Source organism: Methylobacterium sp. 22177 (assembly GCF_052045615.1).
GTDB lineage: Bacteria > Pseudomonadota > Alphaproteobacteria > Rhizobiales > Beijerinckiaceae > Methylobacterium > Methylobacterium radiotolerans.
Genome location: NZ_JBQEPK010000004.1, coordinates 172701 through 193259, shown reverse-complemented (window position 1 = coordinate 193259; position 20559 = coordinate 172701). Strand labels below are relative to the sequence as shown.

Annotated in this window: 22 protein-coding genes; 13 read left to right on the top strand and 9 right to left on the bottom strand. The window is 72.8% G+C overall.

The genetic code is table 11. The features are described from left to right. Positions 1-27: 27 nt before the first annotated feature. A complete protein-coding gene (locus ACTJK8_RS07040) occupies positions 28-990 on the bottom strand; it encodes a quinoprotein relay system zinc metallohydrolase 2 (RefSeq protein WP_012318944.1) in 963 nt (320 codons plus the stop codon). Between the two features lie 149 nt (positions 991-1139). On the opposite strand from ACTJK8_RS07040, the gene ACTJK8_RS07035 reads away from it, so the two are divergent. Continuing rightward, complete coding sequence (locus ACTJK8_RS07035) at positions 1140-1706, top strand: TetR/AcrR family transcriptional regulator (RefSeq protein ID WP_024830274.1); 567 nt, start codon at positions 1140-1142, stop codon at positions 1704-1706. Here the strand turns inward: ACTJK8_RS07035 and queC are convergent. From queC to ACTJK8_RS07015, 4 genes are all read right to left on the bottom strand, one after another. After that, complete coding sequence (gene queC, locus ACTJK8_RS07030; protein ID WP_012318946.1) at positions 1693-2412, bottom strand: 7-cyano-7-deazaguanine synthase QueC; 720 nt, start codon at positions 2410-2412, stop codon at positions 1693-1695. The two genes, ACTJK8_RS07035 and queC, sit on opposite strands and share 14 nt — an antisense overlap. Beyond that, positions 2402-2758: a 6-carboxytetrahydropterin synthase QueD gene (gene queD, locus ACTJK8_RS07025; RefSeq protein ID WP_012318947.1), complete on the bottom strand. Its 357-nt coding sequence runs from the start codon at positions 2756-2758 to the stop codon at positions 2402-2404. Before queD ends, queC begins: the two co-directional genes overlap by 11 nt. A 99-nt stretch (positions 2759-2857) precedes the next feature. Continuing rightward, complete coding sequence (locus tag ACTJK8_RS07020; RefSeq protein WP_029361237.1) at positions 2858-3811, bottom strand: dihydrodipicolinate synthase family protein; 954 nt, start codon at positions 3809-3811, stop codon at positions 2858-2860. A gap of 104 nt (positions 3812-3915) precedes the next feature. Beyond that, a complete protein-coding gene (locus tag ACTJK8_RS07015; protein ID WP_012318949.1) occupies positions 3916-4593 on the bottom strand; it encodes a GntR family transcriptional regulator in 678 nt (225 codons plus the stop codon). A 117-nt stretch (positions 4594-4710) separates the two neighbouring features. Here ACTJK8_RS07015 and ACTJK8_RS07010 point away from each other — a divergent pair, with 117 nt between their 5' ends. Beyond that, complete coding sequence (locus tag ACTJK8_RS07010) at positions 4711-6303, top strand: ABC transporter substrate-binding protein (protein ID WP_059408725.1); 1593 nt, start codon at positions 4711-4713, stop codon at positions 6301-6303. Positions 6304-6441: 138 nt separating this feature from the next. Here the strand turns inward: ACTJK8_RS07010 and cobT are convergent, their stop codons facing one another. Next, entirely contained in the window at positions 6442-7494 is a 1053-nt protein-coding gene (gene cobT, locus ACTJK8_RS07005; RefSeq protein ID WP_012318951.1) for a nicotinate-nucleotide--dimethylbenzimidazole phosphoribosyltransferase, read from the bottom strand. Positions 7495-7580: 86 nt separating this feature from the next. Between cobT and cobS the strand changes: the two genes are divergently transcribed. From cobS to ACTJK8_RS06990, 3 genes are read left to right on the top strand one after another with little or no spacing between them, the layout of a single operon-like run. Then, positions 7581-8414, top strand: coding sequence for an adenosylcobinamide-GDP ribazoletransferase (cobS, locus tag ACTJK8_RS07000; protein WP_440761742.1), 834 nt, complete (start codon positions 7581-7583; stop codon positions 8412-8414). A 52-nt stretch (positions 8415-8466) separates the two neighbouring features. Further along, a complete protein-coding gene (locus ACTJK8_RS06995) occupies positions 8467-8679 on the top strand; it encodes a DUF1289 domain-containing protein (protein WP_012318953.1) in 213 nt (70 codons plus the stop codon). Then, positions 8676-9368, top strand: coding sequence for a retropepsin-like aspartic protease family protein (locus ACTJK8_RS06990; RefSeq protein ID WP_024830269.1), 693 nt, complete (start codon positions 8676-8678; stop codon positions 9366-9368). Before ACTJK8_RS06995 ends, ACTJK8_RS06990 begins: the two co-directional genes overlap by 4 nt. Positions 9369-9380: 12 nt before the next feature. Here the strand turns inward: ACTJK8_RS06990 and dusA are convergent, their stop codons facing one another. Further along, positions 9381-10400: a tRNA dihydrouridine(20/20a) synthase DusA gene (dusA, locus tag ACTJK8_RS06985; RefSeq protein WP_440761741.1), complete on the bottom strand. Its 1020-nt coding sequence runs from the start codon at positions 10398-10400 to the stop codon at positions 9381-9383. 495 nt (positions 10401-10895) lie between these two features. Between dusA and motA the strand changes: the two genes are divergently transcribed. The 3 genes from motA (at position 10896) to ACTJK8_RS06970 (ending at position 15328) form a co-directional block, all read left to right on the top strand. Then, positions 10896-11759, top strand: a complete 864-nt coding sequence (gene motA / locus ACTJK8_RS06980) for a flagellar motor stator protein MotA (protein WP_012318956.1) — start codon at positions 10896-10898, stop codon at positions 11757-11759. 22 nt (positions 11760-11781) lie between these two features. Continuing rightward, the gene (locus tag ACTJK8_RS06975) at positions 11782-12642 is read left to right on the top strand and encodes a flagellar motor protein MotB (protein ID WP_012318957.1); all 861 of its coding nucleotides are present in this window, start codon (positions 11782-11784) and stop codon (positions 12640-12642) included. Positions 12643-13696: 1054 nt separating this feature from the next. Beyond that, complete coding sequence (locus ACTJK8_RS06970) at positions 13697-15328, top strand: methyl-accepting chemotaxis protein (RefSeq protein ID WP_274852403.1); 1632 nt, start codon at positions 13697-13699, stop codon at positions 15326-15328. 68 nt (positions 15329-15396) lie between these two features. On the opposite strand, the gene ACTJK8_RS06965 is transcribed toward ACTJK8_RS06970, so the two are convergent. Further along, the gene (locus ACTJK8_RS06965; protein ID WP_012318978.1) at positions 15397-16272 is read right to left on the bottom strand and encodes an SDR family oxidoreductase; all 876 of its coding nucleotides are present in this window, start codon (positions 16270-16272) and stop codon (positions 15397-15399) included. 510 nt (positions 16273-16782) lie between these two features. On the opposite strand from ACTJK8_RS06965, the gene ACTJK8_RS06960 reads away from it, so the two are divergent. Beyond that, on the top strand, positions 16783-16998 hold the full coding sequence (locus ACTJK8_RS06960; RefSeq protein WP_012318981.1) for a hypothetical protein: 216 nt from the start codon (positions 16783-16785) through the stop codon (positions 16996-16998). A gap of 163 nt (positions 16999-17161) precedes the next feature. Then, entirely contained in the window at positions 17162-17587 is a 426-nt protein-coding gene (locus ACTJK8_RS06955) for a GFA family protein (protein WP_053621168.1), read from the top strand. A 127-nt stretch (positions 17588-17714) separates the two neighbouring features. On the opposite strand, the gene ACTJK8_RS06950 is transcribed toward ACTJK8_RS06955, so the two are convergent. Further along, positions 17715-18371 carry an urease accessory protein UreE gene (locus ACTJK8_RS06950; protein WP_024830266.1) on the bottom strand — a complete coding sequence of 219 codons (657 nt, stop codon included), beginning with the start codon at positions 18369-18371 and terminating at the stop codon, positions 17715-17717. A 240-nt stretch (positions 18372-18611) separates the two neighbouring features. Between ACTJK8_RS06950 and ACTJK8_RS06945 the strand changes: the two genes are divergently transcribed. From ACTJK8_RS06945 to ACTJK8_RS06935, 3 genes are all read left to right on the top strand, one after another. Then, on the top strand, positions 18612-18881 hold the full coding sequence (locus ACTJK8_RS06945) for a hypothetical protein (RefSeq protein ID WP_012318984.1): 270 nt from the start codon (positions 18612-18614) through the stop codon (positions 18879-18881). A gap of 162 nt (positions 18882-19043) precedes the next feature. Then, the gene (locus tag ACTJK8_RS06940; RefSeq protein WP_024830265.1) at positions 19044-19784 is read left to right on the top strand and encodes a TerB family tellurite resistance protein; all 741 of its coding nucleotides are present in this window, start codon (positions 19044-19046) and stop codon (positions 19782-19784) included. Further along, entirely contained in the window at positions 19781-20536 is a 756-nt protein-coding gene (locus ACTJK8_RS06935) for an N-acetylmuramoyl-L-alanine amidase (RefSeq protein ID WP_012318986.1), read from the top strand. Before ACTJK8_RS06940 ends, ACTJK8_RS06935 begins: the two co-directional genes overlap by 4 nt. The last annotated feature ends 23 nt before the right edge of the window (positions 20537-20559 follow it).

Sequence of the window (20559 nt, the reverse complement as noted above, 5' to 3'; positions counted from 1 at the left end):
TTGGCTTGGATATGGGGATCCCGAAACCTATTCCCACTCGAGTTCCTGGTAGGCCACGGTGACGTTGCGGCCGTTGTAGGTGTCGAACAGGGCCCACCTGTCGCGCTGGTCCGCCGCGACGCGGGTCACCGCCTTCTCGATGGGGACGTCCTTGGCGATCGCCGCCCGGGTGCCGTCGCGCAGGGCGGTCAGGTAGCCGGAGAGGTCGGCGAGCGCCGGGGCGAGGTCGACCGCGACGGGGCCGTGGCCCGGCACGGCCCGGGCGGGACCCATGGCCTTCAGGCGCTCGATCTCCCGCAGCCAGCCCTTGAGGCTGCCGTCGAGGGACGGGATCCGGTTCACGAACAGCAGGTCGGCGGGGAACAGCAGGCCGCTGCCGGAATCGATCATCGACAGGTCCGAGGTGGTGTGCGCCGGGCCGTGGGCCGTGAAGGTCAGGCGTCGGTCGCCGAGGTCGATCTCGGCCGTGTCGGCGACGCTCATCGTCGGGTAGACCACCGGACCGGTCCGGTCCTCGCCGAGCAGATCGATCAGCCGCTTGCGGTAGAACTCGCCCCGGGCCGCCAGCGCCTCGGTGAGCTTGGCGTGGCCGATGAAGACCGGCTTGTCCTGGACGAAGGCCCCCGCCCCGAAGACGTGGTCCGGGTGGACGTGGGTCAGCACCACGTGGGTGATCGGCTTGTCCGTGCGCTTGGCGATCTCGGCGCGCAGCCACTGGCCGTCGGCGAGGCTGCCGCCGGACTCGGTCACCACCACGCCGGTCCTGCCGACGAGGAAGCCGATATTGGCGATGGCGTCGGCATTCTCGGGCGTGGCGTCGGCGATCAGGCCCTTGCGCACGTACAGGCCCGGCCCGACCTCCTCCATCGTGAAGCTCTCGGCGGCGCGGCCCAGCGTCGGCAGGCAGCACAGGCAGAGCCCCGCGAAGAGGGCGTGCCGTCGCGTCGGCCCGGCGGCCAGCGTCCTCGGATGGACGGCTCGTGCCGTCATGCCGAAACCTCCCGATCTTGATTGTCTACCATTAAGTAGGTAGATTCGTCGCCCGTCAAGGGGCCGCCGTGTGCCGGTCGCCGGGGCGCGTGCACGTTCGCGTGACTCCGTGCGATGAGGCGGGTGGGTTTGGAGCGACGATCGCCGCGATGAGGGATACCCGCGCCGAGCTGCTGATGCAGGCCGAGACCCTGGTGCGGGGCCGCGGCTTCGCCGGCTTCAGCTACGCCGACCTCGCGGCGGCGGTGGGGATCCGCAAGGCGAGCATCCACCACCACTTCCCCACCAAGGTCGATCTCGGGGCCGCCCTGGTGGCGGCCTACGCGGCGCGCTACGCCGCGGCCCTGGAGGCGATCCACCGGGACGTGCCGGACGGGCCGGGGCGGATCGAGGCCTACGGGCGGCTCTATCTCGGCGGCGTCGAGCAGGGGCTCGGCTGCCTCTGCGCGGCGCTGGCCATCGAGGGCGAGGCCCTGCCCGAGCGCCTGCGCCGGGACATCGCGGCCTTCTTCGCGGACCACCTCGCGTGGCTGGAGACGGTCCTGCGCGCGGGCCAGGCGGACGGGAGCGTCCGCGGCGGCGCGGATCCGGCGGCGCTCGCCCGCTACGTCGTCGCCACCCTGGAGGGGGCGCTCCTGATGGAGCGCCTGTTCGCGAGCCCCGACGCCTTCCGGGGGACGCTGGCGGTGCTGGTCGACGGCCTCAGGCCGCAGTGAACCGGGCGTAGCCGTCCGCCCGCAGGCGGCAGGCCGGGCAGGTCCCGCAGCCGTAGCCCCAGGGATGCCGCTGCCCGCGCTCGCCGAGGTAGCAGGTGTGGCTCTCCTCGACGATCAGGTCGACCAGCGCCCGCCCGCCGAGGCTCTCGGCCAGTTCCCAGGTCTGCGCCTTGTCGAGCCACATCAGCGGCGTGTGCAGCACGAAGCGCCGCTCCATGCCGAGGTTCAGCGCCACCTGCAGGGCCTTGATCGTGTCGTCGCGGCAATCCGGGTAGCCGGAATAGTCGGTCTCGCACATGCCGCCGACGACGTGCCGGAGCCCTCGCCGGTAGGCGAGCGCCGCCGCGAAGGTCAGGAACACGAGGTTGCGGCCGGGCACGAAGGTGTTGGGCAGGCCCGACGCCTCGTAGCCGATCGCGGCTTCCCGGGTCAGCGCCGTCTCGGACACCTGCCCGAGGGCGTCGAGGGCGAGCGTGTGGTCGTCCCCGAGGCGGGCCGCCCAGGCGGGGTCGAGGGCGGTCGTGCCCGCCCGCAGGGCCGCGCGGCGGTCGAGCTCGACCCGGTGGCGCTGGCCGTAGTCGAAGCCGAGGGTCTCGACATGGTCGAACCGGTCCAGCGCCCAGGCCAGGCAGGTGGCCGAATCCTGGCCCCCGGAGAACAGCACCAGCGCGGCGCGGTCGCCGGGCCCGACAGGGTCATTCGCCATCGTACTCCGCCCAGGACATCGGGGTCTCGGCGACACGCACCAGGGCAAGCCCCGGCAGGTCCGGCCGCAGGCGATGCCAGATCCAGGCCGCGATGTTCTCGGCGGTCGGGTTCTCCAGCCCCTCGATCTCGTTGAGGCAGTGGTGGTCGAGTCGGGCGAGGAGCGGCCCGAAGATCGATTCGATGTCGTAGAAGTCGATCACCCAGCCGGTCCGGGGATCGACCGGGCCGGCGACCGTCAGCTCGACCCGGTAGGAATGCCCGTGCATCCGGTGGCAGCGATGGGTCTCGGGCACGTTCGGCAGCCGGTGGGCCGCCTCGAAGGTGAAGGCTTGGGTGATCTTCATGGGAGGGTTCGCGGATGTGGCCGATCTCGCACCCGCCATAGCGCCGACGGGCGGTCCCGCGCAAAGACGGGCTGCCCTGCGTTCGGCCGCGGCCGGGGATCAGGCCCCGGCGGTCTCCTCCGACCAGCGCGCGTACCACGCCTTGAACAGGCGCAGCTGCGTCTCCGCGTAGTGGCGCTGACCGGCGCTCAGCGCGTCGGTGGCGTTGAAGTGGAGCGCGTATTCCGGGTTCCCCTCCAGCACCATCAGGTGCTTGTAGTAGAGGACGAGATCCGTCCCCTCGTCGAAGCTCGACAGGATCGCCAGGGCGGCGTCGAGTTCCTCGGCCCGGCGCCGGGCCGGGACGTCGCCCGCGGCGGCCTTCTCGCACAGGGCGACGAGGTGGAGCACCTCCCGCGGCAGGACGTTGCCGATACCCGTGATGGCGCCCCGGGCGCCGCAATGGACGTAGCCGTGCACCACCTGGGTATCCACGCCGACCATCAGGGTGATGTCGGGCGACTGGCCGGTGATGTGCTCGGCCGCGTAGGTGAGCGAGGCCGCGCCGCCGAACTCCTTGAAGCCGACGAGGTGCGGGTGGCGGGCGCGCAGGCGGAAGAACAGGTCCGCCCGGGTCTCGAACCCGTAGTAGGGGCTGTTGTAGATCACCGACGGCAGGTCGACGGCGGCCTCCAGGATGCCGCCGAAATGCGCCTCCTGGGCCGCGGCCGAGCTGCCGCGCGACAGGACGCGCGGGATGATCATCAGGCCGTGGGCGCCGGCCGCCTTGGCGTGCGCCGCGAGCGCCGCGGCCCGCTTCGGGTTCTGCGCGCCGGTCCCGACGATCACCGGGACGCCGGCGGCGAGCAGCCGCTCGACGCCCGCCATCCGCTCCTCGTCGGTGAGCAGCGGCCAGTCGCCCATCGAGCCGCAGTAGACGACCGCCGACATGCCGGCATCGACGAGTTCCCGCCCCTTGCGCGCCAGGGCGTCGAGGTCGGGCGTCCGGTCCGGCCGGCAGGGCGTCATCAGGGCCGGGATCGTGCCGGAGAAGATGTGTCGATCGAAGGCCATCGCCGGCTCGCCTGCTGGGAGGTGGGATCGTCCCGGCCGGCCTTGCGGGCCTCGCGGGGCGGCACGCCCCTCCATGGCAGCGCCGCGCGAGTCTGGCAAGGATTTTATACAATCCCGGTCTCGCGGGCCGGGCCGGGCGCGGCCCCGAGGAACGCCATCAGCGCGGCGGCGACGTGGTCGATGTGGTCGGTCAGGAGGGCACGGGCGGCCGAGACGTGGCCGTTCCGGCACAGCCGGACGATCTCGCGGTGCTCGCGGTCGGCCCGCTCCAGCTCGGCGCCGTCGGTGGAGAGCTGGAGGCGGGTGTAGCGGTCGCACTCGGCCAGCAGGGAGCCGACCAGCCCGAGGGCGCGGGGACGCTCCGCCCGGCTGTAGAGGAGGAGGTGCAGCTCGGTGTTGAGGGCGCCCCAGCGCGCCGTCGCGCCCGCCCGCAGGGCCGCGGCGTACTCCTCCAGCAGGGCGTCGGCCCGGGCGAAGTCGTCGGCGGTCAGGCGGGGCGCCGAGAGGGCCAGGAGGCGCGGCTCGAGGGCGCCCCGGAGCTCGAGGGCCTCGGCGGCGTCCGCCGGCGAGAGGGGCGCCACCATGGCGCCGCGATGGGGCAGGATCCGGACGAGGCCCTCGGCCTCGAGCTGGAACAGGGCCTCGCGCACCGGGATCCGGCTGGCCCCGAACTCCGCCGCGAGTCCGTCCTGGCGGAGCTGCGAGCCCGCCGGGTAGCGGCCGTCGAGGATGCGCCGCCGGATCTCGGTCCCGATCGAACCCGCGATGGTCCGGTTCTTCATCGTCTCGCTCCCGGTCGGCTCCCGGTGCTCCGCAGGACCCTTGACGGCGGAGCTCCGGTGTTGAAATTGTATAAAATCAATCGGGCAACGGGCTCGATCAGGACAAGGGTGCCCGCGATGACGCTCTCCCGCCGCCAGATACTGGCCGGAACCGCCGGCGCGGCCGCCGGCCTCGGCCTCCCGCACCTGGTCCGGGCCCAGCCCGGCGGCGGCAGCGTGCTGCGCTTCATCCCGTCGACGCCCCTGCCGTCCCTCGATCCGATCGTCGCCACGAGCTACGTCATCCGCAACCACGGCTATCTCGTCTACGACACGCTGTTCGCCACCGACGAGAATTTCCAAATCCAGCCGCAGATGGTCAGCGCGTGGCAGACCGCGCCCGACGGCCTGCGCTGGACCTTCCATCTCCGGGACGGCCTCACCTTCCACGACGGCTCGCCGGTCGAGGCCAAGGACTGCATCGCGTCCATCGCGCGCTGGTCCAAGCGGGACGCGTTCGGCCAGACCCTGGCGGGCTTCGTGGAGGGCTACGGCCAGGAGGACGCGCGGACCTTCACCATCGCGCTGAAGAAGCCGTTCCCCCTCCTCCCGGCGGCGCTCGGCAAGCTGTCCTCCAACGTGCCGTTCATCATGCCGGAGCGCGTCGCCCTCCAGGACGCGTCCAAGCCGATCGCCGACGCCACGGGCTCCGGGCCGTGGCGCTTCGAGGCGCGGGAATGGATCCCCGGCCAGAACGCGATCTACACCCGCCACGCCGGCTACCGCCCCCGCGAGGAGGCGCCCTCCTGGGCGGCCGGCGGCAAGGTCGCCAAGGTCGACCGGATCGAGTGGCTCGCCATCACCGAGGCCTCGGCCGCGGTGGGCGCGATGATCCAGGGGGCGGTCGACTGGTACGAGCAGCCGGCGATCGACCTGATCCCGGTCCTCAAGGGCAAGCCGGGGATCGAGATCCGCAACGTGCCGCTCGGGCTGATCCTGCTGATGCGGTTCAACCACACGCAGCCGCCGTTCAACAATCCCGAGATCCGCCGGGCCGTGATGATGGCCATGAAGCAGGACGACTACATGCAGGCGGTGGTCGGCAGCCCCGAATACTACCGGGAGGCCAAGACCTTCTTCACGCCCGGCTCGCCGATGTCGACCGGGGCCGGCGGGGCCGCCGCCATGCAGGCGGACCTCGCCAAGGCCAAGGCGATGCTGGCCCAGGCCGGCTACAAGGGCGAGCGCGTGGTCCTGCTGGCCCCGGCCGACCAGCCGATCGCCTACAACCAGTCGCTGGTGACCCAGGACCTGCTCAAGCAGCTCGGCATGAACGTCGATCTGGTCTCGACCGACTGGGGCAGCTTCATCGCCCGCCGCGGCAATCGCGGGCCGGTCGATGCCGGGGGCTGGTCCCTGTTCCACACCCTCTGGTCGGGGGCGGACGTGCTGAACCCGGCGCTGCACCCGCTGATCCGCGCCAACGGTCAGGCCGCGTGGTTCGGCTGGCCGGACGACCCGACCCTGGAGAGCCTGCGCAGCGACTGGATCGCCACCGGCGACGAGGCGCAGCAGAAGGCGCTCGCCGCGCGCATCGAGGAGCGGGCCTTCGCGGTCGTGCCCTACGCGCCCGCGGGCCTCGTTCAGCAGCCGATGGCCGTCAGCGCGAAGCTCAAGGGCATGGTCATGGCGCCCGTGCAGTTCTTCTGGAACATCGAGAAGACCGCCTGATCAGGGCGCTCCCGAGGACGGTTCGTCTTCGCGAGCGCAGCGAAGCAACCCAGGGCAGCGGGGCGCTGATGGGCGGGGCGCCGCTGGATCGCTTCGCGCCGCTCGCGAAGACGCGAGGGTGCGGATGCCCCTGCGTCTTCAGCCCGCGCCCTTCTCGGACACACCGGCCTGCGCGAAGGTCGCCATGCCGGTGTGGCAGGCGAGCGCGCCCTTCAGCAGGCCCATCGCCATGCCGGCGCCCGAGGCCTCGCCGAGGCGCATGCCGAGCGCCAGCAGCGGCACCAGCCCGAGCCGCTCCAGAACCTCGGCGTGGACGCCCTCCGCCGAGACGTGGCCGGCGAGGCAGTGGTCCAGGGCGGCCGGGTCGGCGGCGTGCAGCACGGCCGCCGCGGCGGTGGCCACGTAGCCGTCGATCACCACCGGGATGCGCTGCAGCCGCGCGGCCAGGATCGCCCCCGCCATGGCGGCGATCTCCCGCCCGCCGAGGCGCGCCAGGACCTGGAGCGGGTCGTCGAGGTGGCCGGCATGGTGCGCGAGCGCCGCCTCCACGGCCGCGACCTTCCGGGACAGGCCGTCCCGGTCGACCCCGGTGCCGCGCCCGACCCAGTGGGCGGGATCGCCGCCGAACAGGGCGGCGTAGAGGGCGGCCGCCACCGTGGTGTTGCCGATACCCATCTCGCCGATGCCGAGGCAGTCGGTGCCGGCGGCCACCGCCTCCATGCCGAACGCCATGGTGGCGACCGTGGCGCGCTCGTCGAGGGCCGGCCCCTCCGTGATGTCGCCGGTGGGCATGTCGAGGGCGAGGTCGAACACCTTGAAGCCGAGGCCGTAGGCCGCGCAGATCTGGTTGATCGCCCCGCCCCCGGCGGCGAAGTTGTCGAGCATCTGCCGGTTGACCGCGTCCGGGAAGGCCGAGACGCCGCGGCGCGTGACCCCGTGGCTGCCGGCGAAGACGCAGACCAGCGGCCGGTCGAAGGTCGGCGGCGCCTTGCCCTGCCACGCCGCCAGCCACGTCACGAGGCTCTCCAGGCGACCCAGCGAACCGGCGGGTTTCGTCAGGGTCGCGTCCCGGGCCGCGACGGCGGCCTTCGCCTCCGCGTCGGGGCCGGGCATCGCCGTCAGCAGGTTGCGGATGTCGGCGAAGGGGCCGGGCTCGGGCGCGGTCATCGGGTCGGTCTTCGAATCGGTCATGGCGGCGATGATTTCCTGTGGGCGCCCCCGGACGGGGAGACTATACGGGAGCGGCGCGCGGTGGCGGGCGGATGCGAGAGACCGCGATGGACAGGCAGACCGGCGGGGAGGCCGACTGGCCCGGGCGCGGCGCCCTCTACGACCTCGCCGGGTGCCTGCGCTTCTACTCCCGCCTGCCGGTGCCGCAACTGCCCGGCGAGCCGGACCCGCACCGGAGCCCCGACTTCACCACCCTGCCGCGGATGCTGCCGCTGGCCGGCCTGATCCTGGCGCTGCCCGCCGCCCTGGTGCTGGCGGCCGGCTGGGCCGTCGGGCTCGGGCCGTTCCTGGCCGCGACCCTCGCGGTGGCGGTCGCGGTGGTGGCGACCGGCGCCCTCCACGAGGACGGGCTCGCCGACGTCGCGGACGGGTTCGGCGGCGGCGCCACGCGGGAGCGCCGCCTGGAGATCATGCGCGACAGCCGGATCGGCGCCTACGGCGGCGCGGCCCTGGTCCTGGCGCTGGCCCTGCGGATCGGCGCCCTGGCGACGCTCCTCGACCGGACCGGCCACGCGGCCGTGACCGGCCTGATCCTGGCGGCCGCGCTGTCGCGGGTCGCCGCCCTCGCCCCGATGGTGGTGCTGGCGCCGGCGCGGCCGGGCGGCCTCTCCGCCTCGGTCGGCCGCCCGGACCGGGCGAGCCTCGCCACCGCGCTCGGCCTCGGCGCGGTGCTGGCGCTCGGCGCCGTGCCGCTCGGCCTGCCCTTCGGTGGGGTCGCGCTGATGATCCTGTGCGCCGGCCTCGCGGCACTGGGCCTCACCCGGCTGGCGCGCGCGCAGATCGGCGGGCAGACCGGCGACGTCATCGGCGCCTGCCAGCAGGCCGCGGAGATCGCCGCCCTGCTGGCCCTGGTGGCGGCGACGGCGGGCGTGGCGGACTGACAGATCCCGCCGCGTCTTGACCCGGCCACGATCCCCCGGCCAAGGATCACCGATGCCGCCCGCGCCGAAACCGTCCTCCCCCTGCACCAAGGTCTGCGTCCTCGACGCCGCGACCGGCCTGTGCTGCGGCTGCGGCCGGACCCGCGACGAGATCGCCGCCTGGGGCTCGCTGTCGGAGGCGCAGCGCCGCGCCGTGATGGCGGGGCTGGAGGCCCGGATGCGCGCCGCCCGCCTCGCGCCCCTGGAAGCGCCGCTGCCGTCATGATCTATCTCGGCCTCGCGGCCCTCGCCCTGGTTCTCGTCGCCCTGGTCCTCAGCGACGGCAGCGACAGCGTCGGCGGCGTGATCGGGCCCGACCAGTTGGCGAACCTCGCCTGGACCGGCACGATCCTGCTCCTGGTGGTGGCTGGGTTCTGGCGGCAATTCACGGCCCGGCTCGGCGCGAACCTCCAGGCGCTCCTGGCCTGGGCGCTGATCGGCCTCGCCCTGGTGATCGGTTACAGCTACCGCGACCGGATCCAGGACGTCGGCGCCCGGGTGCTCGGCGATCTCCGGCCGGGGAGCGCGACCCCGGGCGCCGACGGCTCGGTCACCGTCACACGGCGGGCGGACGGCGATTTCCGCGTCGATGCCGAGGTGAACGGCCGGGTGCAGCCCTTCCTGTTCGACACCGGGGCGAGCAGCGTCGTGCTCACCGCCGAGAACGCCGCCGCGCTGGGGCTCACGCCCGCGCCCGCCGAGTTCACCGCCCGCGTCTCCACCGCCAACGGCGTCACCTACGCGGCGCCGACCCAGCTCGACTCGCTCAGCGTCGGGACGATCACCGAGCGGCGGGTCAACGCCATGGTGGCCAAGCCGGGCGCGCTCTCGGCGAATCTCCTCGGCCAGACCTTCCTGTCGCGCCTGTCCGGCTACGAGGTCCGGGGCGACCGCCTGATCCTGCGCCGGCCCTGACCGGGCCGGCGCTCAGGCGGCGCGCGCCTCGGGCACGGCGCGGGAGACCAGCGCCACCGCCTCCCGCAGGGTCGCGAGGTCGGCCTCCGGGCGCATCCCGTGGGTCGAGAGGTGGCGCCGGAAGGCCCGCGCGCCCGGCCGACCGTTGAACAGCCCCAGCATGTGCCGGGTGACCGCGTGCAGGCGCTCGCCCCGGGCCAGGCACGCGGCGATGTAGGGCTCGAACATCGCGACCGCCGCGAAAACGTCGGGGGCCGGGGCCGGCACGCCGAACAGGTCGGGATCGACGCCGAGCAGCAGTGCCGGCTCGGTGTAGGCGGCGCGGCCGACCATGACGCCGTCGACCTCGGCGAGCCGCGCCCGCGCGGAATCCAGGTCGCGCAGGCCGCCGTTGACCGCGATCGGCAGCCCGGGAAGCCGCCGCTTCAGCCGCGCGGCGCGGCCGTAATCGAGGGGGGGCACGTCCCGGTTCTCCTTGGGCGAGAGGCCCTGGAGCCAGGCCTTGCGGGCGTGGACGATCAGCCCGTCGACGCCCGCCGCCACCACGGCGTCGGCCAGGGCGTCGAGCGCCGCCTCGGGGTCCTGATCGTCGACGCCGATCCGGCACTTCACCGTCACCGGCACGGGGACCGCCGCCTTCATGGCGGCGACGCAGTCACCCACCAGGGCCGGCTCGCGCATCAGGCAGGCGCCGAAGCGGCCCTCCTGCACCCGGTCCGAGGGGCAGCCGACATTCAGATTGACCTCGTCGTAGCCGAGATCCGCGGCGATGCGGGCGGCCTGCGCCAGCTCCCCCGGGTCCGAGCCGCCGAGCTGGACCGCCACCGGGTGCTCCACCGCCGCGAAGCCGAGCAGCCGCTCGCGCGGCCCGTGCAGCACCGCGCCGGTGGTCACCATCTCGGTGTAGAGGCGGGCGCGCGCCGACAGCGACCGGTGGAACGCCCGGCAGTGCCGGTCCGTCCAGTCCATCATCGGGGCGACGGAGAAGCGCCATCCGCTGAGATTTACAGGTTCTTCCGTTGCGGCAATCACTTGCTGTCGCTCTCGTGCTGTACCTCGCCGGGCCCCATCGGGCGTCGGACGGCGCGGAGCCCGGCCTCAGCGTGCCGGCTCGACCCCGTGCTGTACCACCGCTTGGCGCGCGATGGGGACCATCGTCGAGCGCGCGGAGGACCGGGACGACGGGGTATCACGCGAAGATCGCCGTCAAAAGAGCCGGCAAGGTCCACCGCGAGACCCGGACCGTCCACCGGCGCGCGGCCGCGCCCCGGGCCAGGAAGCGGGAGGCGGAACTCGGCGCGCCCGCCGCGGCTGTGCCCGACGACGCGTGAAAGCCGGTGCGGCCGCCTCGGGCACGCCCGCATCCCTTACCTGAGGCCGAACCCGCCCCACCGAACGCCGGGATCAGACATCCTACGATCCTCCGGTCGCGGCTCGAAACGCACCGTTAACCAAGATCAGTGATTTCTCGGATCCATTGGTAGCGTCGCGCGGGCTGCACCTGCCGCCGCTTAAGGATGGCAAGTCATGCGGCTGATCGTCGGCACATTGATCGTCTTCGCCTGCGTCTTCGGCAGCTACGCGGCGATGGGCGGCCATCTGCTGGTCCTCTGGCAGCCGTTCGAGTTCGTCATCATCCTCGGCGCAGCCATCGGCGCCTTCGTCATCGGCAACACCGGGCCGGTGCTCAAGGCCGTGCCCGCCATGCTGGGCACGCTCGTGAAGGGCCCCAAATACAACCAGCAATCCTATGTTGAGCTGCTGGGGATGCAGTATTCGTTGTTCAGGCTCGCGAAGCAGAAGGGTTCGATGGCGCTCGAGCCGCACATCGAAGATCCGGGCGAGTCGACGCTGTTCAACGCCTTCCCGACCTTCGCGGCGAACCATCACGCGGTCGAGTTCGTCTGCGACTACATGCGTATGGTGACGCTGGGCGCCAACAACGTCCACGAGATCGACGCGCTCATGGACGAGGAACTGGAGACGCACCACCAGGAGCAGGAGCGCGTCGTCTCGGCGATGCAGTCGCTCGCCGACGGAACGCCGGCGCTCGGCATTGTCGCCGCCGTGCTCGGCGTGATCAAGACGATGGGCGCGATCAAGGAGCCGCCGGAGGTGCTGGGGCATCTGATCGGCGGCGCGCTGGTCGGTACCTTCTTCGGCGTCTTCGTCGCCTACGGCTTCTTCGGGCCCATGGCGCAGTCGCTCAAGAGCCTCTTCGAGGCCGAATCCAAATACTACCTCTCACTCAAGGCGGGTCTGCTCGCCCACATCGCCGGCCAGCCCCCGGTGATGGCGGTCGAGTTCGCCCGGAAGGCTCTGATGAGCGACGTCCGCCCGACCTTCAACGAGGTGGAAGCGGCGACCGCCGCTCTGCCCGCCCAGAGCTGACCCGATAGCCGGCAGGGATTCGATGACCACGATCATCATCAAGAAGGTCAAGAAGGCCGGCCATGCCCACCACGGCGGGGCCTGGAAGATCGCCTACGCGGACTTCGTGACCGCCATGATGGCGTTCTTCCTGCTGATGTGGCTGATCAGCATGACGACGCAGGAGCAGAAGATCGGTCTGGCGGAGTACTTCTCGCCGGCGGCTCTGAGCCCTGCAACCAGCGGTGCGGGCGGGATCCTGTACGGCACCGCCCTGGACACCGCAGGCAACAAGCCGTCCACCCCCCGCGACGCGGAGAGGGGCTCTGCCGAGCGGGAGGTCACAGCGCGCCCGACCAGTCCGGGCCTCACCAGCGAGCTCGATGCCAGCCGTCCGGTCGCCAACGTGCAGGCCAACTGGAGCGCCATAGCCAGCCTCCGGCAGGCGCTCCAGACGATGCCCGATATCGCCGAGCTGTCGAAGAACATCGTGATCGAGCCGACCAAGGAGGGCGTGAACGTGTCCCTCGTGGACCAGGACGGCCGCTCCATGTTCCGCGAGGGCTCTGTCGAGCCCTACGAGCGCACCCGTCGCGTGCTGGAGGCGCTCGCGCCCGCCCTGCGCCGGATGCCCAATCGCCTGTCCATCACCGGCTACACGGCCGTTGCGCGCCCGGGCTCGGCACGGGCCGGCGAACCCTGGAGCCTCTCCGCCGGGCGCGCGCTCGCCGTGCGCGAGATCCTGTCGGGTGCCGGGGTTCCCAACGACAACTTCTCCGCCGTGTCGGGACGCGGCGACACCGAGCCGGTTTTCCCCGACAATCCCTACCTCGCGCCGAACCGACGGGTGACGATCACGCTGCTCAATGCGAGCCCGCCGGTGCCCCCGAACCTTCTTCGCTGACGACGAGACCTGCGCCGACTCGGACGACACCGCGCGAAGCGCCGTCGAGAGCGCCTCAGATCATCGCGGCGTCTCGCGCGCTTCGCGCCGGATCCTGAGCCGCCTCGTCGCGTCCGGCGCGGGCGGCCGAGCCGGAGCGGCCGGCACGCTCGCAGCGCCTGCGAGCTGCGCCGCGATGGATGGGCCCGCCGAGCGCGGAGCCTTCGAGGCGAGCCCGCCCCGACGGGACCTGGTCAAACCCCGGGTGTCGCTTCGACCCGCGACTCGAAGACGGGATCACGGGTGCCGGACCCGCGGCCTGTCAGGTTCCAGGTCCCGCCAGCGCGATGATGCGGTGCTCCCGTCCGGGCATACGGTCGGGACAGGCGGGGCCTCGCCGATCGCGGCCGCGGTGACAGGGCCGTTCAGCGAGACTTGACTCCGGGCGATCGCGCCGGCCGCGCGCGCATTTCGAGTGCACGTGTCCGCGAGCCGCCCGCGCGGCTCGCGGATGTTCCGCGCCCGCGACCGTCGGGCCCGCGCGCACCGACCGGAGGGCAAGGTCGCGCGGGTTCGCCGCGCGCTCGACGCCCAGCGCCTGGCCCGCGGGACCCGGCCGCCTCCCAGCCCTCGGCGCCGTCGATCCGGCACGGCCAGCGCGCAGGCCGCCGGCCCGGCCGGGCCGCACGCGCCGAACGTCGCCCCCGGGCAGCCATCCGGGCGCGGGCGGATCGCCGTTCCGGCGGCGTTCCGGGGATGTTCCACCGGTCGACGGCGAGGCCCCCGTGGAACAAGGCCGAGCGCCGATGTCGGGCGGAGCGTCGGCCCGGGCCGGCGTCCGGTCCGGCCGGGTGGCCGTCCGGCGCGGACAGGTCTTCTCCGCCGCGATCGGGATGAAGCATATCTCATATGCTCGCCCGTCATGGAATAATTCCAATGTACGGCAGATGATGGCCCGGCGCAGCGCTGAAGGACAGTCGATTCTGTCCGCGATCTGGGCATAATAACTTTATTTATAGTCGGGAAATTCGATATGACGATCGGAAAGAGGATATTTTACCTTATCGGCGGTATCTTGCTGGCTTTCATATCGATCGTGGGCGTTCAGATCTCGCTCGTCGGCGCGGTGATGATGGATGGCCGCAGGGCCGCCATCCGCGCCCAGGTCGAGTCGGCGCACGGCATCGTGGCGGCGTTCGCCCAGCAGGCGGAGGCCGGCGCCATCACGGCCGACGAGGCGCGGCGGCGCGCGGGGGAGGCGCTGCGGGCGATGCGCTACAACGGCAGCGACTACGTCTTCGTCTACAGCTCGGCCCCGGGCAATATCGGCCGCAACGTCGTCCATCCCGATCCCAAGATCGAAGGCACGCGGTCCCGCGACGACGCGGCGATGAAGAAGACCTTCGTCTGGACGATGATCCAGCACGGCCAGGAGGGCGGCGGCTTCACCGAGTACCGCTGGGCCCGCCTCGGCGAGACCGAGCCCGCCCCGAAGGTCGCCTACTCGCTCGCCTACGAGCCCTGGCAATGGGTCATCAACTCGGCCCTGTACGTGGACGACATCCACGCCATGGACCGGGGGCGGACGGTCACCACCCTGCTCTGGCTGACACCCCTCGCGGTCGGGATCGGGCTGGTCGGGTTCCTGTTGGCGCGCAGCATCACGCGACCCCTGAGCGCCTTCACGGCGGCCCTGCGCCGCCTCGCCGACGGCGCGACGGACGTCGCCATTCCGGGACTCGGTCGGCGCGACGAGATCGGCCACATGGCCGAGGCCGCCGGCGTGTTCCGGGACAGCATGATCCAGGCCCGGACCTTGTCGATCGAGCAGCGCGCCGAGCAGGAGCGCCGGCAGGAGCGCGCCCAGTGGATGGAGGCGGTGACCCGCAGCTTCGACACCGAGGTGAGCCAGCTCCTGGCACAGGTCGATACCGCGGCGGCCGGCATGCGCGAGGCCTGCCGGGCGATGGCCGACACCGCCGCGCAGGCGTCGCGGCAGGCGGGCTCGGCGGCCGGGGCGGCGCAGCAGGCGGCGGCCAACGTGCAGACGGTGGCGGCGGCCACCGAGGAGCTGTCCGCCTCGATCGGCGAGATCGGCGGGCAGGTCACCAAGTCGGCCGCGATCGCCGGCCAGGCCGTGACCGAGGCGGAGCGGACCGACCGGCAGATCCGCGGCCTCGCCGGGGCAGCGGAGAGAATCGGGGAGGTCGTGCGGATCATCGCGGCGATCGCCGAGCAGACCAACCTGCTGGCGCTGAACGCCACGATCGAGGCGGCGCGGGCCGGCGAGGCCGGTCGCGGCTTCGCCGTGGTCGCCGCCGAGGTGAAGGGCTTGGCCGGGCAGACCGCGAAGGCCACCGAGGAGATCACCGCGCAGATCGCGGCGATCCAGGGCGAGACGACGGAGGCGGTCGGGGCGGTCCACGCGATCGGCAGGACCGTCGACACGATGAACGCGATCGCCAGCGCGATCGCGGCGGCGGTCGAGCAGCAGCGATTCGCCACCGGGCACATCTCGCAGAACATCGACGAGGCCGCCCGGGGAACCGACGCCGTGAGCCAGAACGTGGTCTCGGCCTCGTCGGCCGCGGAGGCGACGCACCGCGTGGCCGCGGAGGTCGGCGCGGCGGCCGGCGATGTCTGCCGCAGCGCCGAGGCCCTGCGCGCCGAGGTGATGCGGTTTCTCGTCGAGATGCGCGCCGCCTGAGCGCGCCGTCGCGCGGACGGGCGCCCCCGGGTGCGGGGCCCGTCCGCGAAGCGCACCGGAGGGGCGCGTCAGAACACCGGCATGGCCCCGGCCACCGTGACGAGCGCGCCCGACGTGTAGCTGCTCTCCTCAGAGGCCAGCATCACGTAAGCCGAGGCGAGTTCGGCCGGTTGTCCGGGCCGGCCGAACGGCACCTGGCTGCCGAAGGATTTCACCGAATCCTGGCTCATCCCGGAGGGGATGAACGGCGTCCAGATCGGCCCGGGCAGCACGCCGTTCACGCGCACGCCCTTGTCGGCGAGCAGCTGGGAGAGGCTGAGCACCATGTTGCTCAGGGCGCCCTTGGTGGCGCTGTAGGCCAGGAGCGACGGCATCGGGTGCTTGGAGTTCACCGACGAGGTGAAGATCACCGAGGCGCCGGGCTTCAGATGGGCGAGCGCCGCCTTGGTCACGTAGAACGCGCCGAACACGTTGGTGCGGAAATGGTCCTCGAACACGGCGTCGTCGATCCCGGCGAGGTCCTCGTTCGGCTGCTGGAACGCCCCGTTGTTGACCAGCACGTCGAGGCGCCCGAACGTCTCCACCGTGCGGGCGACGATCTGGCGCCCGTAGGCGGCGTCCTTGAGGTCGCCCGGCAGGAGCAGCGCCCGCCGTCCCGCCTTCTCGACCCACTGGGCGACCGCCTCCGCGTCGGCCTGCTCGTCGGGCAGGTAGGAGATGGCGATGTCGGCCCCTTCGCGGGCGAAGGCGATGGCGACCGCGCGGCCGATGCCGGAATCGCCGCCGGTGATCAGCGCCGCTCGACCGGTCAGCTTGCCCGAGCCCTTGTAGCTCGCCTCGCCGTGGTCGGGTTCCGGCTCCATGCGGCCGGTCTTGCCGGGAAAGCTCTGGGGCTGCGCCGCGAAGGGCGGGCGGGGATATTTGTGCAGCGGATCCGTGGTCACGCGTCGTCTCCGATAGGGATGCCGGTCCAACCGCACGGTCTCCCGGGTGTTCCAGTGCCCTGGCGCCGCGCCCCGCCCGGCACAGCCCTGCCCGGCACGGCCCCGTTCGAGGCGGCTTCCGTCGCGGACAACACGAACCCGTGTGCCGGCGGCGGGCCGACACAGGTCAGCAACAGCCGTTCGCCACTCTGGCCGCGAGGAGGTCTCGCCATGATCGACGCACAGCCGGAGGATCGGGCCGCCCGCGTGATCGACCGCGTCCTGCTCTGCGCCGCGATGCTCTCGCTCACCTTCGGACTGGCCACGGGCCTGTGGGGCCTGCTGAAGTGAGCCAGCCCCGGGGCCCGAACGCTGCACAGGGATCCGGAACGCCGATCATGAACCGGCCCGGCCGGGCGTCCGCGCGGCGGTCCGGACGCGACTACACCGCCGTGGCGTTGATCGGAGCGGGGCTGGCGGTGCTCGCGCTCGCGCTGCTGCTGGTCGGTATCCCGTGATCGGTCGCCGGCGATGCTGCTGAAGCGCGCCGTCGTCGCCGCGCTGATCGCCGCGGCCGCGGCGTTCCTGCTGTACCTGGCGGCCCTCGCCCGCGCGGCGCTGTCGCCCGACGAGCCCTACGCGGCCAGCATCGGCCTCACCCTCGACCAGTGCGTGGCGGCCCAGGACAGCCTGTCAGACGAGGAGGCGCGCCTCTACTGCCGCAGGCCCGTGCCGAAGCGCCTGTGACCCGGAGCGCAGCGGATGTCCTGACGGCGGAGCGTGAGTTTTCCTGACACGCCGCGTGAAGACATGGTGATTGTCCCCGCGGCGTCAGGAACCTAGACGTCGGAGCACCGGCCGGGTCTGTCGCCGAGTCGGATCGCAGGAAAACGCACGGAAGGCCCGGCCCATGGCGGACGACGCGACGATCCGGTCCGGCCGCTGCCATTGCGGGTCCGTGCGCTTCGAGGCGGCCCTCGGCGACGATCTCGCGTCGATCCGCCGGTGCACCTGCTCCTACTGCCGCATGCGCGGCGCCGTCGTCGTCATGGCGCGGCCGGGCGGGGTCAGGATCCTGCAGGGCGCGGAGGCCCTGACGACCTACCGGTTCCACACCGGGGCGGCGCAGCACTTCTTCTGTTCCCGCTGCGGCGTCTACACGCATCATCAGCGGCGGTCGGACCCGAACGTCCACGCCGTCAACGTGGCCTGCCTGGACGGGGTCAGCCCCTTCGACTTTCCGGAGGTCCCGGTGATGGACGGCGTCAATCACACGAACGACACCGGCCAGCCCACGCGTCGCGCCGGCACGCTGCGCTTCGTCCCGGCGGAGTGACGGCCCCGTGATGGCCGCGTGACGGTGGTGGAGCGGCCGCGGTCGGGAGCCGGCGCGGGCCCCCGATCGGTCCCGTCTGACCGGCCCTGTGCCCGAGCGCCGCTCCGGACCGGGCCCGGCTCGAACGCTAGTGCTCGTGGCCGCAGCCGCAGCCGGGACCGTGCACGTGGCCGTGGTCATGGCCGTGGTCATGGGCGTGATCGTGGGCGTGCTTCTGGTGCCCGTGCTCGTGATGGTGCCCGTGATCGTGGCTGTGACGGTGGTCGTGCGCGTGCTTGTGACCGTGGTCGTGATGATCGTGGTCGTGATCGTGGGCATGGTGGTCGTGCCCGTGATCGTGTCCGCAGGTGCTGTGATCGTGGGCGGCCTGCTCGGGCCGGAAGGCGCGGGAGACGGGGGTCGCGACGCAGCCCTGCCCCCGCACCAGCTCGGCCGCGGCGGGTGTCGCCGGCACGTAGAGCACGTCCGTGCCGATCTCGGCGTCCACGTGGCTGCCGCCGAGCTGCCAGGCCAGGCGCAGCAGGCGGGCCGGATTCTCGGCGCGCACCTCCAAGAGGTCCTCGGCGGCCGCCCGCACCGCGACGAGCCGACCGTCGTCGAGGCGCAGGGCGTCGCCGTCCTCGAGCGCCGCGGTCCTGGTGAGCGCGACGTCGAAGCCGAGGCCGCCCTCGGCGACCAGGGATCCCGCGACGGCAGCCCGGGCCGCGCGGTCGAGGGTCACCGTGTCGGCGACGCGGTCGGCGCGGACCGCGGCCCGGCGGACGATCGTGGTGGCTGTCGGCATGGGACCCTCGGACATGAGCCGGACTGGTGCCGGGCGTGGTGCCGGATAGGGCGTCGCGGCATTGCGGCCGGAGCGCCTCCGAACCGTGGCATAGGGCGAGACGGGAACCCGGCGCAACTCGTCCCGCGGCCGATGGAACCTTAGCCGTATGGCCGACATTCCTTTCCTGCTAAGCTCGACGCGATCCGAAACGATCACGGCCACCGGCCGGACCGGATACACAAGGGAGTTCTGGGGACCATGAAGAAGCTGACGGCCGCCGCCATCGCCACCATCGCCGCCCTCTCGCTCGCCGGCTGCAACACCCCGGAGGACCGGGCTCTGGGCGGTGCCGGCCTCGGCGCCCTGACCGGTGCGGCGATCGGCGCGGCGGCCACCGGCCGCGCGGGCGGTGCCCTGGCGGGTGCCGCGATCGGCGGCGCCGGCGGTGCCATCGTGGGCGCCTCGACCGCGCCGCGCTGCCCCTACGGCACTTACCGCGACGCCTACGGCAACGTCTACTGCCGCTGAGCCACGCTGAGCGTACCTGGGGGGGCCGGGCGCGTCCCGGCCCTTCCTCGCGGCGTGCGGAGCGGCTATCCCGTCGCTCGGCCGGGCCCGTCCCGGCGCCGGAACCCCGCCGCCCCCGATGACAGAGCCGAGCCGAGGATCAGCGCCGGGACCGGTCCGCCCATGAATCAGGCGACCAAGTCTCAGGGCGTCTGGGGCAAGCTCGGCGGTGCCGGATTCGGCCTCGCGCTCGGCGGTCCGCTCGGGGCGCTGATCGGCGGGGTCGCGGGCCATTTCCTGCTCGACCGCGTCGGCGCGCCCTTCGGGCGGACGCCGCGCGACGTCGTGTTCACCACCGGACTCGTGGCGCTCGCCGCCAAGATGGCCAAGTCCGACGGGGTCGTGCTGCCGTCGGAGGTCGAGGCGTTCGGCCGGGTCGTGCAGGTGGAGCCGTCCGCGCGGGCGGGCGTCGAGCGCCTGTTCGACCTCGCCAAGAAGACCACGAGCGGCTTCGAGGCCTACGCCCAGCAACTGGCGACCACCTTCGGCGACGAGCCGGCGCTCCTCGAGGACGTGCTCGACGGCCTGTTCCAGATCGCCGGCGCCGACGGGGCGCTGCACGAGGCCGAGGAGCGCTACCTGCGCGCCGTCTCGGGCATCTTCGGATTCGACGAGGCGGCGTTCCGGCGCATCGCCGCCCGCCACGTGCGGCTGCCGGACGATCCCTACGGCGTCCTCGGGCTCGACCGCGGGGCGGACGACGCCGCCGTGAAGGCCCGCCACCGGGCGCTGGTGGCCGAGCACCACCCGGACCGGGCGCTCGCTCGCGGCCTGCCGACGGAGGCGGTCGCCATCGCCACGCGGCGGCTCGCCGCGATCAACGCGGCCTATGACCGGATCGCGCAGGAGCGCGGACTCCGGTGAGTCTCGCGCCCGACAGCCCCCTGGCCCGCCGCGTCGCGCCCTCGCCGAACCACGGCGCCCGCCGCGCGGGGCCGCTCGACATGCTGATCCTGCACTACACCGGGATGGACAGCGGGGCCGCCGCCCTCGCGCGCCTGCGCGACCCGCTGAGCGAGGTCTCGGCGCACTACCTCGTGTTCGAGGATGGCGGCACCGTCCAGATGGTGCCGGAGGCCCGCCGGGCCTGGCACGCCGGGGCCGGCGCCTGGAAGGGCGAGACCGACGTCAATTCCCGGTCGATCGGGATCGAGATCGTGAATCCGGGCCATGCCGGCGGGCTGCCGCCGTACCCGGAGGCGCAGGTCGAGGCCGTGATCGCGCTGGCCCGGGACATCCTCGGCCGCTGGCCGATCCCGCCGGAGCGGGTGCTCGCCCATTCCGACGTGGCGCCCGAGCGCAAGGAGGATCCGGGGGAGATCTTCCCGTGGGACCGCCTCGCGGCGGCGGGGGTAGGTCACCACGTGCCGCCCGCGCGCCTCCAGGACGGCCGCTTCCTCGCGCGGGGCGATGCTGGCCAGCCCGTCGAGGCGCTGCAGGCGATGTTCGCGCTCTACGGTTACGACCTGCCGGTGACCGGGACGTTCGACGCGCGCACCCGGGCTGTGGTCACCGCGTTCCAGCGCCATTTCCGCCCGGCGCGGGTGGACGGCGTGGCCGACGCCTCCACCATCACCACCCTGCGCGACCTGATCGCGGCGCTGCCGGCGTCCTGAGGGCCGGGCGCCCGCCGGGCCCC

What these genes read in the sequence shown, in the direction of transcription:
- motA (WP_012318956.1), top strand. Translation starts at nt 10,896, where the DNA reads ATGCGGCTGATCGTCGGCACATTGATCGTCTTCGCCTGCGTCTTCGGC.
- ACTJK8_RS07015 (WP_012318949.1), bottom strand. Translation starts at nt 4,593, where the DNA reads ATGAAGAACCGGACCATCGCGGGTTCGATCGGGACCGAGATCCGGCGG.
- ACTJK8_RS06950 (WP_024830266.1), bottom strand. Translation starts at nt 18,371, where the DNA reads ATGCCGACAGCCACCACGATCGTCCGCCGGGCCGCGGTCCGCGCCGAC.
- ACTJK8_RS06955 (WP_053621168.1), top strand. Translation starts at nt 17,162, where the DNA reads ATGGCGGACGACGCGACGATCCGGTCCGGCCGCTGCCATTGCGGGTCC.
- queD (WP_012318947.1), bottom strand. Translation starts at nt 2,758, where the DNA reads ATGAAGATCACCCAAGCCTTCACCTTCGAGGCGGCCCACCGGCTGCCG.
- ACTJK8_RS06960 (WP_012318981.1), top strand. Translation starts at nt 16,783, where the DNA reads ATGCTGCTGAAGCGCGCCGTCGTCGCCGCGCTGATCGCCGCGGCCGCG.
- ACTJK8_RS07040 (WP_012318944.1), bottom strand. Translation starts at nt 990, where the DNA reads ATGACGGCACGAGCCGTCCATCCGAGGACGCTGGCCGCCGGGCCGACG.
- ACTJK8_RS07010 (WP_059408725.1), top strand. Translation starts at nt 4,711, where the DNA reads ATGACGCTCTCCCGCCGCCAGATACTGGCCGGAACCGCCGGCGCGGCC.
- cobS (WP_440761742.1), top strand. Translation starts at nt 7,581, where the DNA reads ATGGACAGGCAGACCGGCGGGGAGGCCGACTGGCCCGGGCGCGGCGCC.
- ACTJK8_RS06975 (WP_012318957.1), top strand. Translation starts at nt 11,782, where the DNA reads ATGACCACGATCATCATCAAGAAGGTCAAGAAGGCCGGCCATGCCCAC.
- ACTJK8_RS06995 (WP_012318953.1), top strand. Translation starts at nt 8,467, where the DNA reads ATGCCGCCCGCGCCGAAACCGTCCTCCCCCTGCACCAAGGTCTGCGTC.
- ACTJK8_RS07035 (WP_024830274.1), top strand. Translation starts at nt 1,140, where the DNA reads ATGAGGGATACCCGCGCCGAGCTGCTGATGCAGGCCGAGACCCTGGTG.
- ACTJK8_RS06990 (WP_024830269.1), top strand. Translation starts at nt 8,676, where the DNA reads ATGATCTATCTCGGCCTCGCGGCCCTCGCCCTGGTTCTCGTCGCCCTG.
- ACTJK8_RS06940 (WP_024830265.1), top strand. Translation starts at nt 19,044, where the DNA reads ATGAATCAGGCGACCAAGTCTCAGGGCGTCTGGGGCAAGCTCGGCGGT.
- queC (WP_012318946.1), bottom strand. Translation starts at nt 2,412, where the DNA reads ATGGCGAATGACCCTGTCGGGCCCGGCGACCGCGCCGCGCTGGTGCTG.
- ACTJK8_RS07020 (WP_029361237.1), bottom strand. Translation starts at nt 3,811, where the DNA reads ATGGCCTTCGATCGACACATCTTCTCCGGCACGATCCCGGCCCTGATG.
- ACTJK8_RS06945 (WP_012318984.1), top strand. Translation starts at nt 18,612, where the DNA reads ATGAAGAAGCTGACGGCCGCCGCCATCGCCACCATCGCCGCCCTCTCG.
- cobT (WP_012318951.1), bottom strand. Translation starts at nt 7,494, where the DNA reads ATGACCGATTCGAAGACCGACCCGATGACCGCGCCCGAGCCCGGCCCC.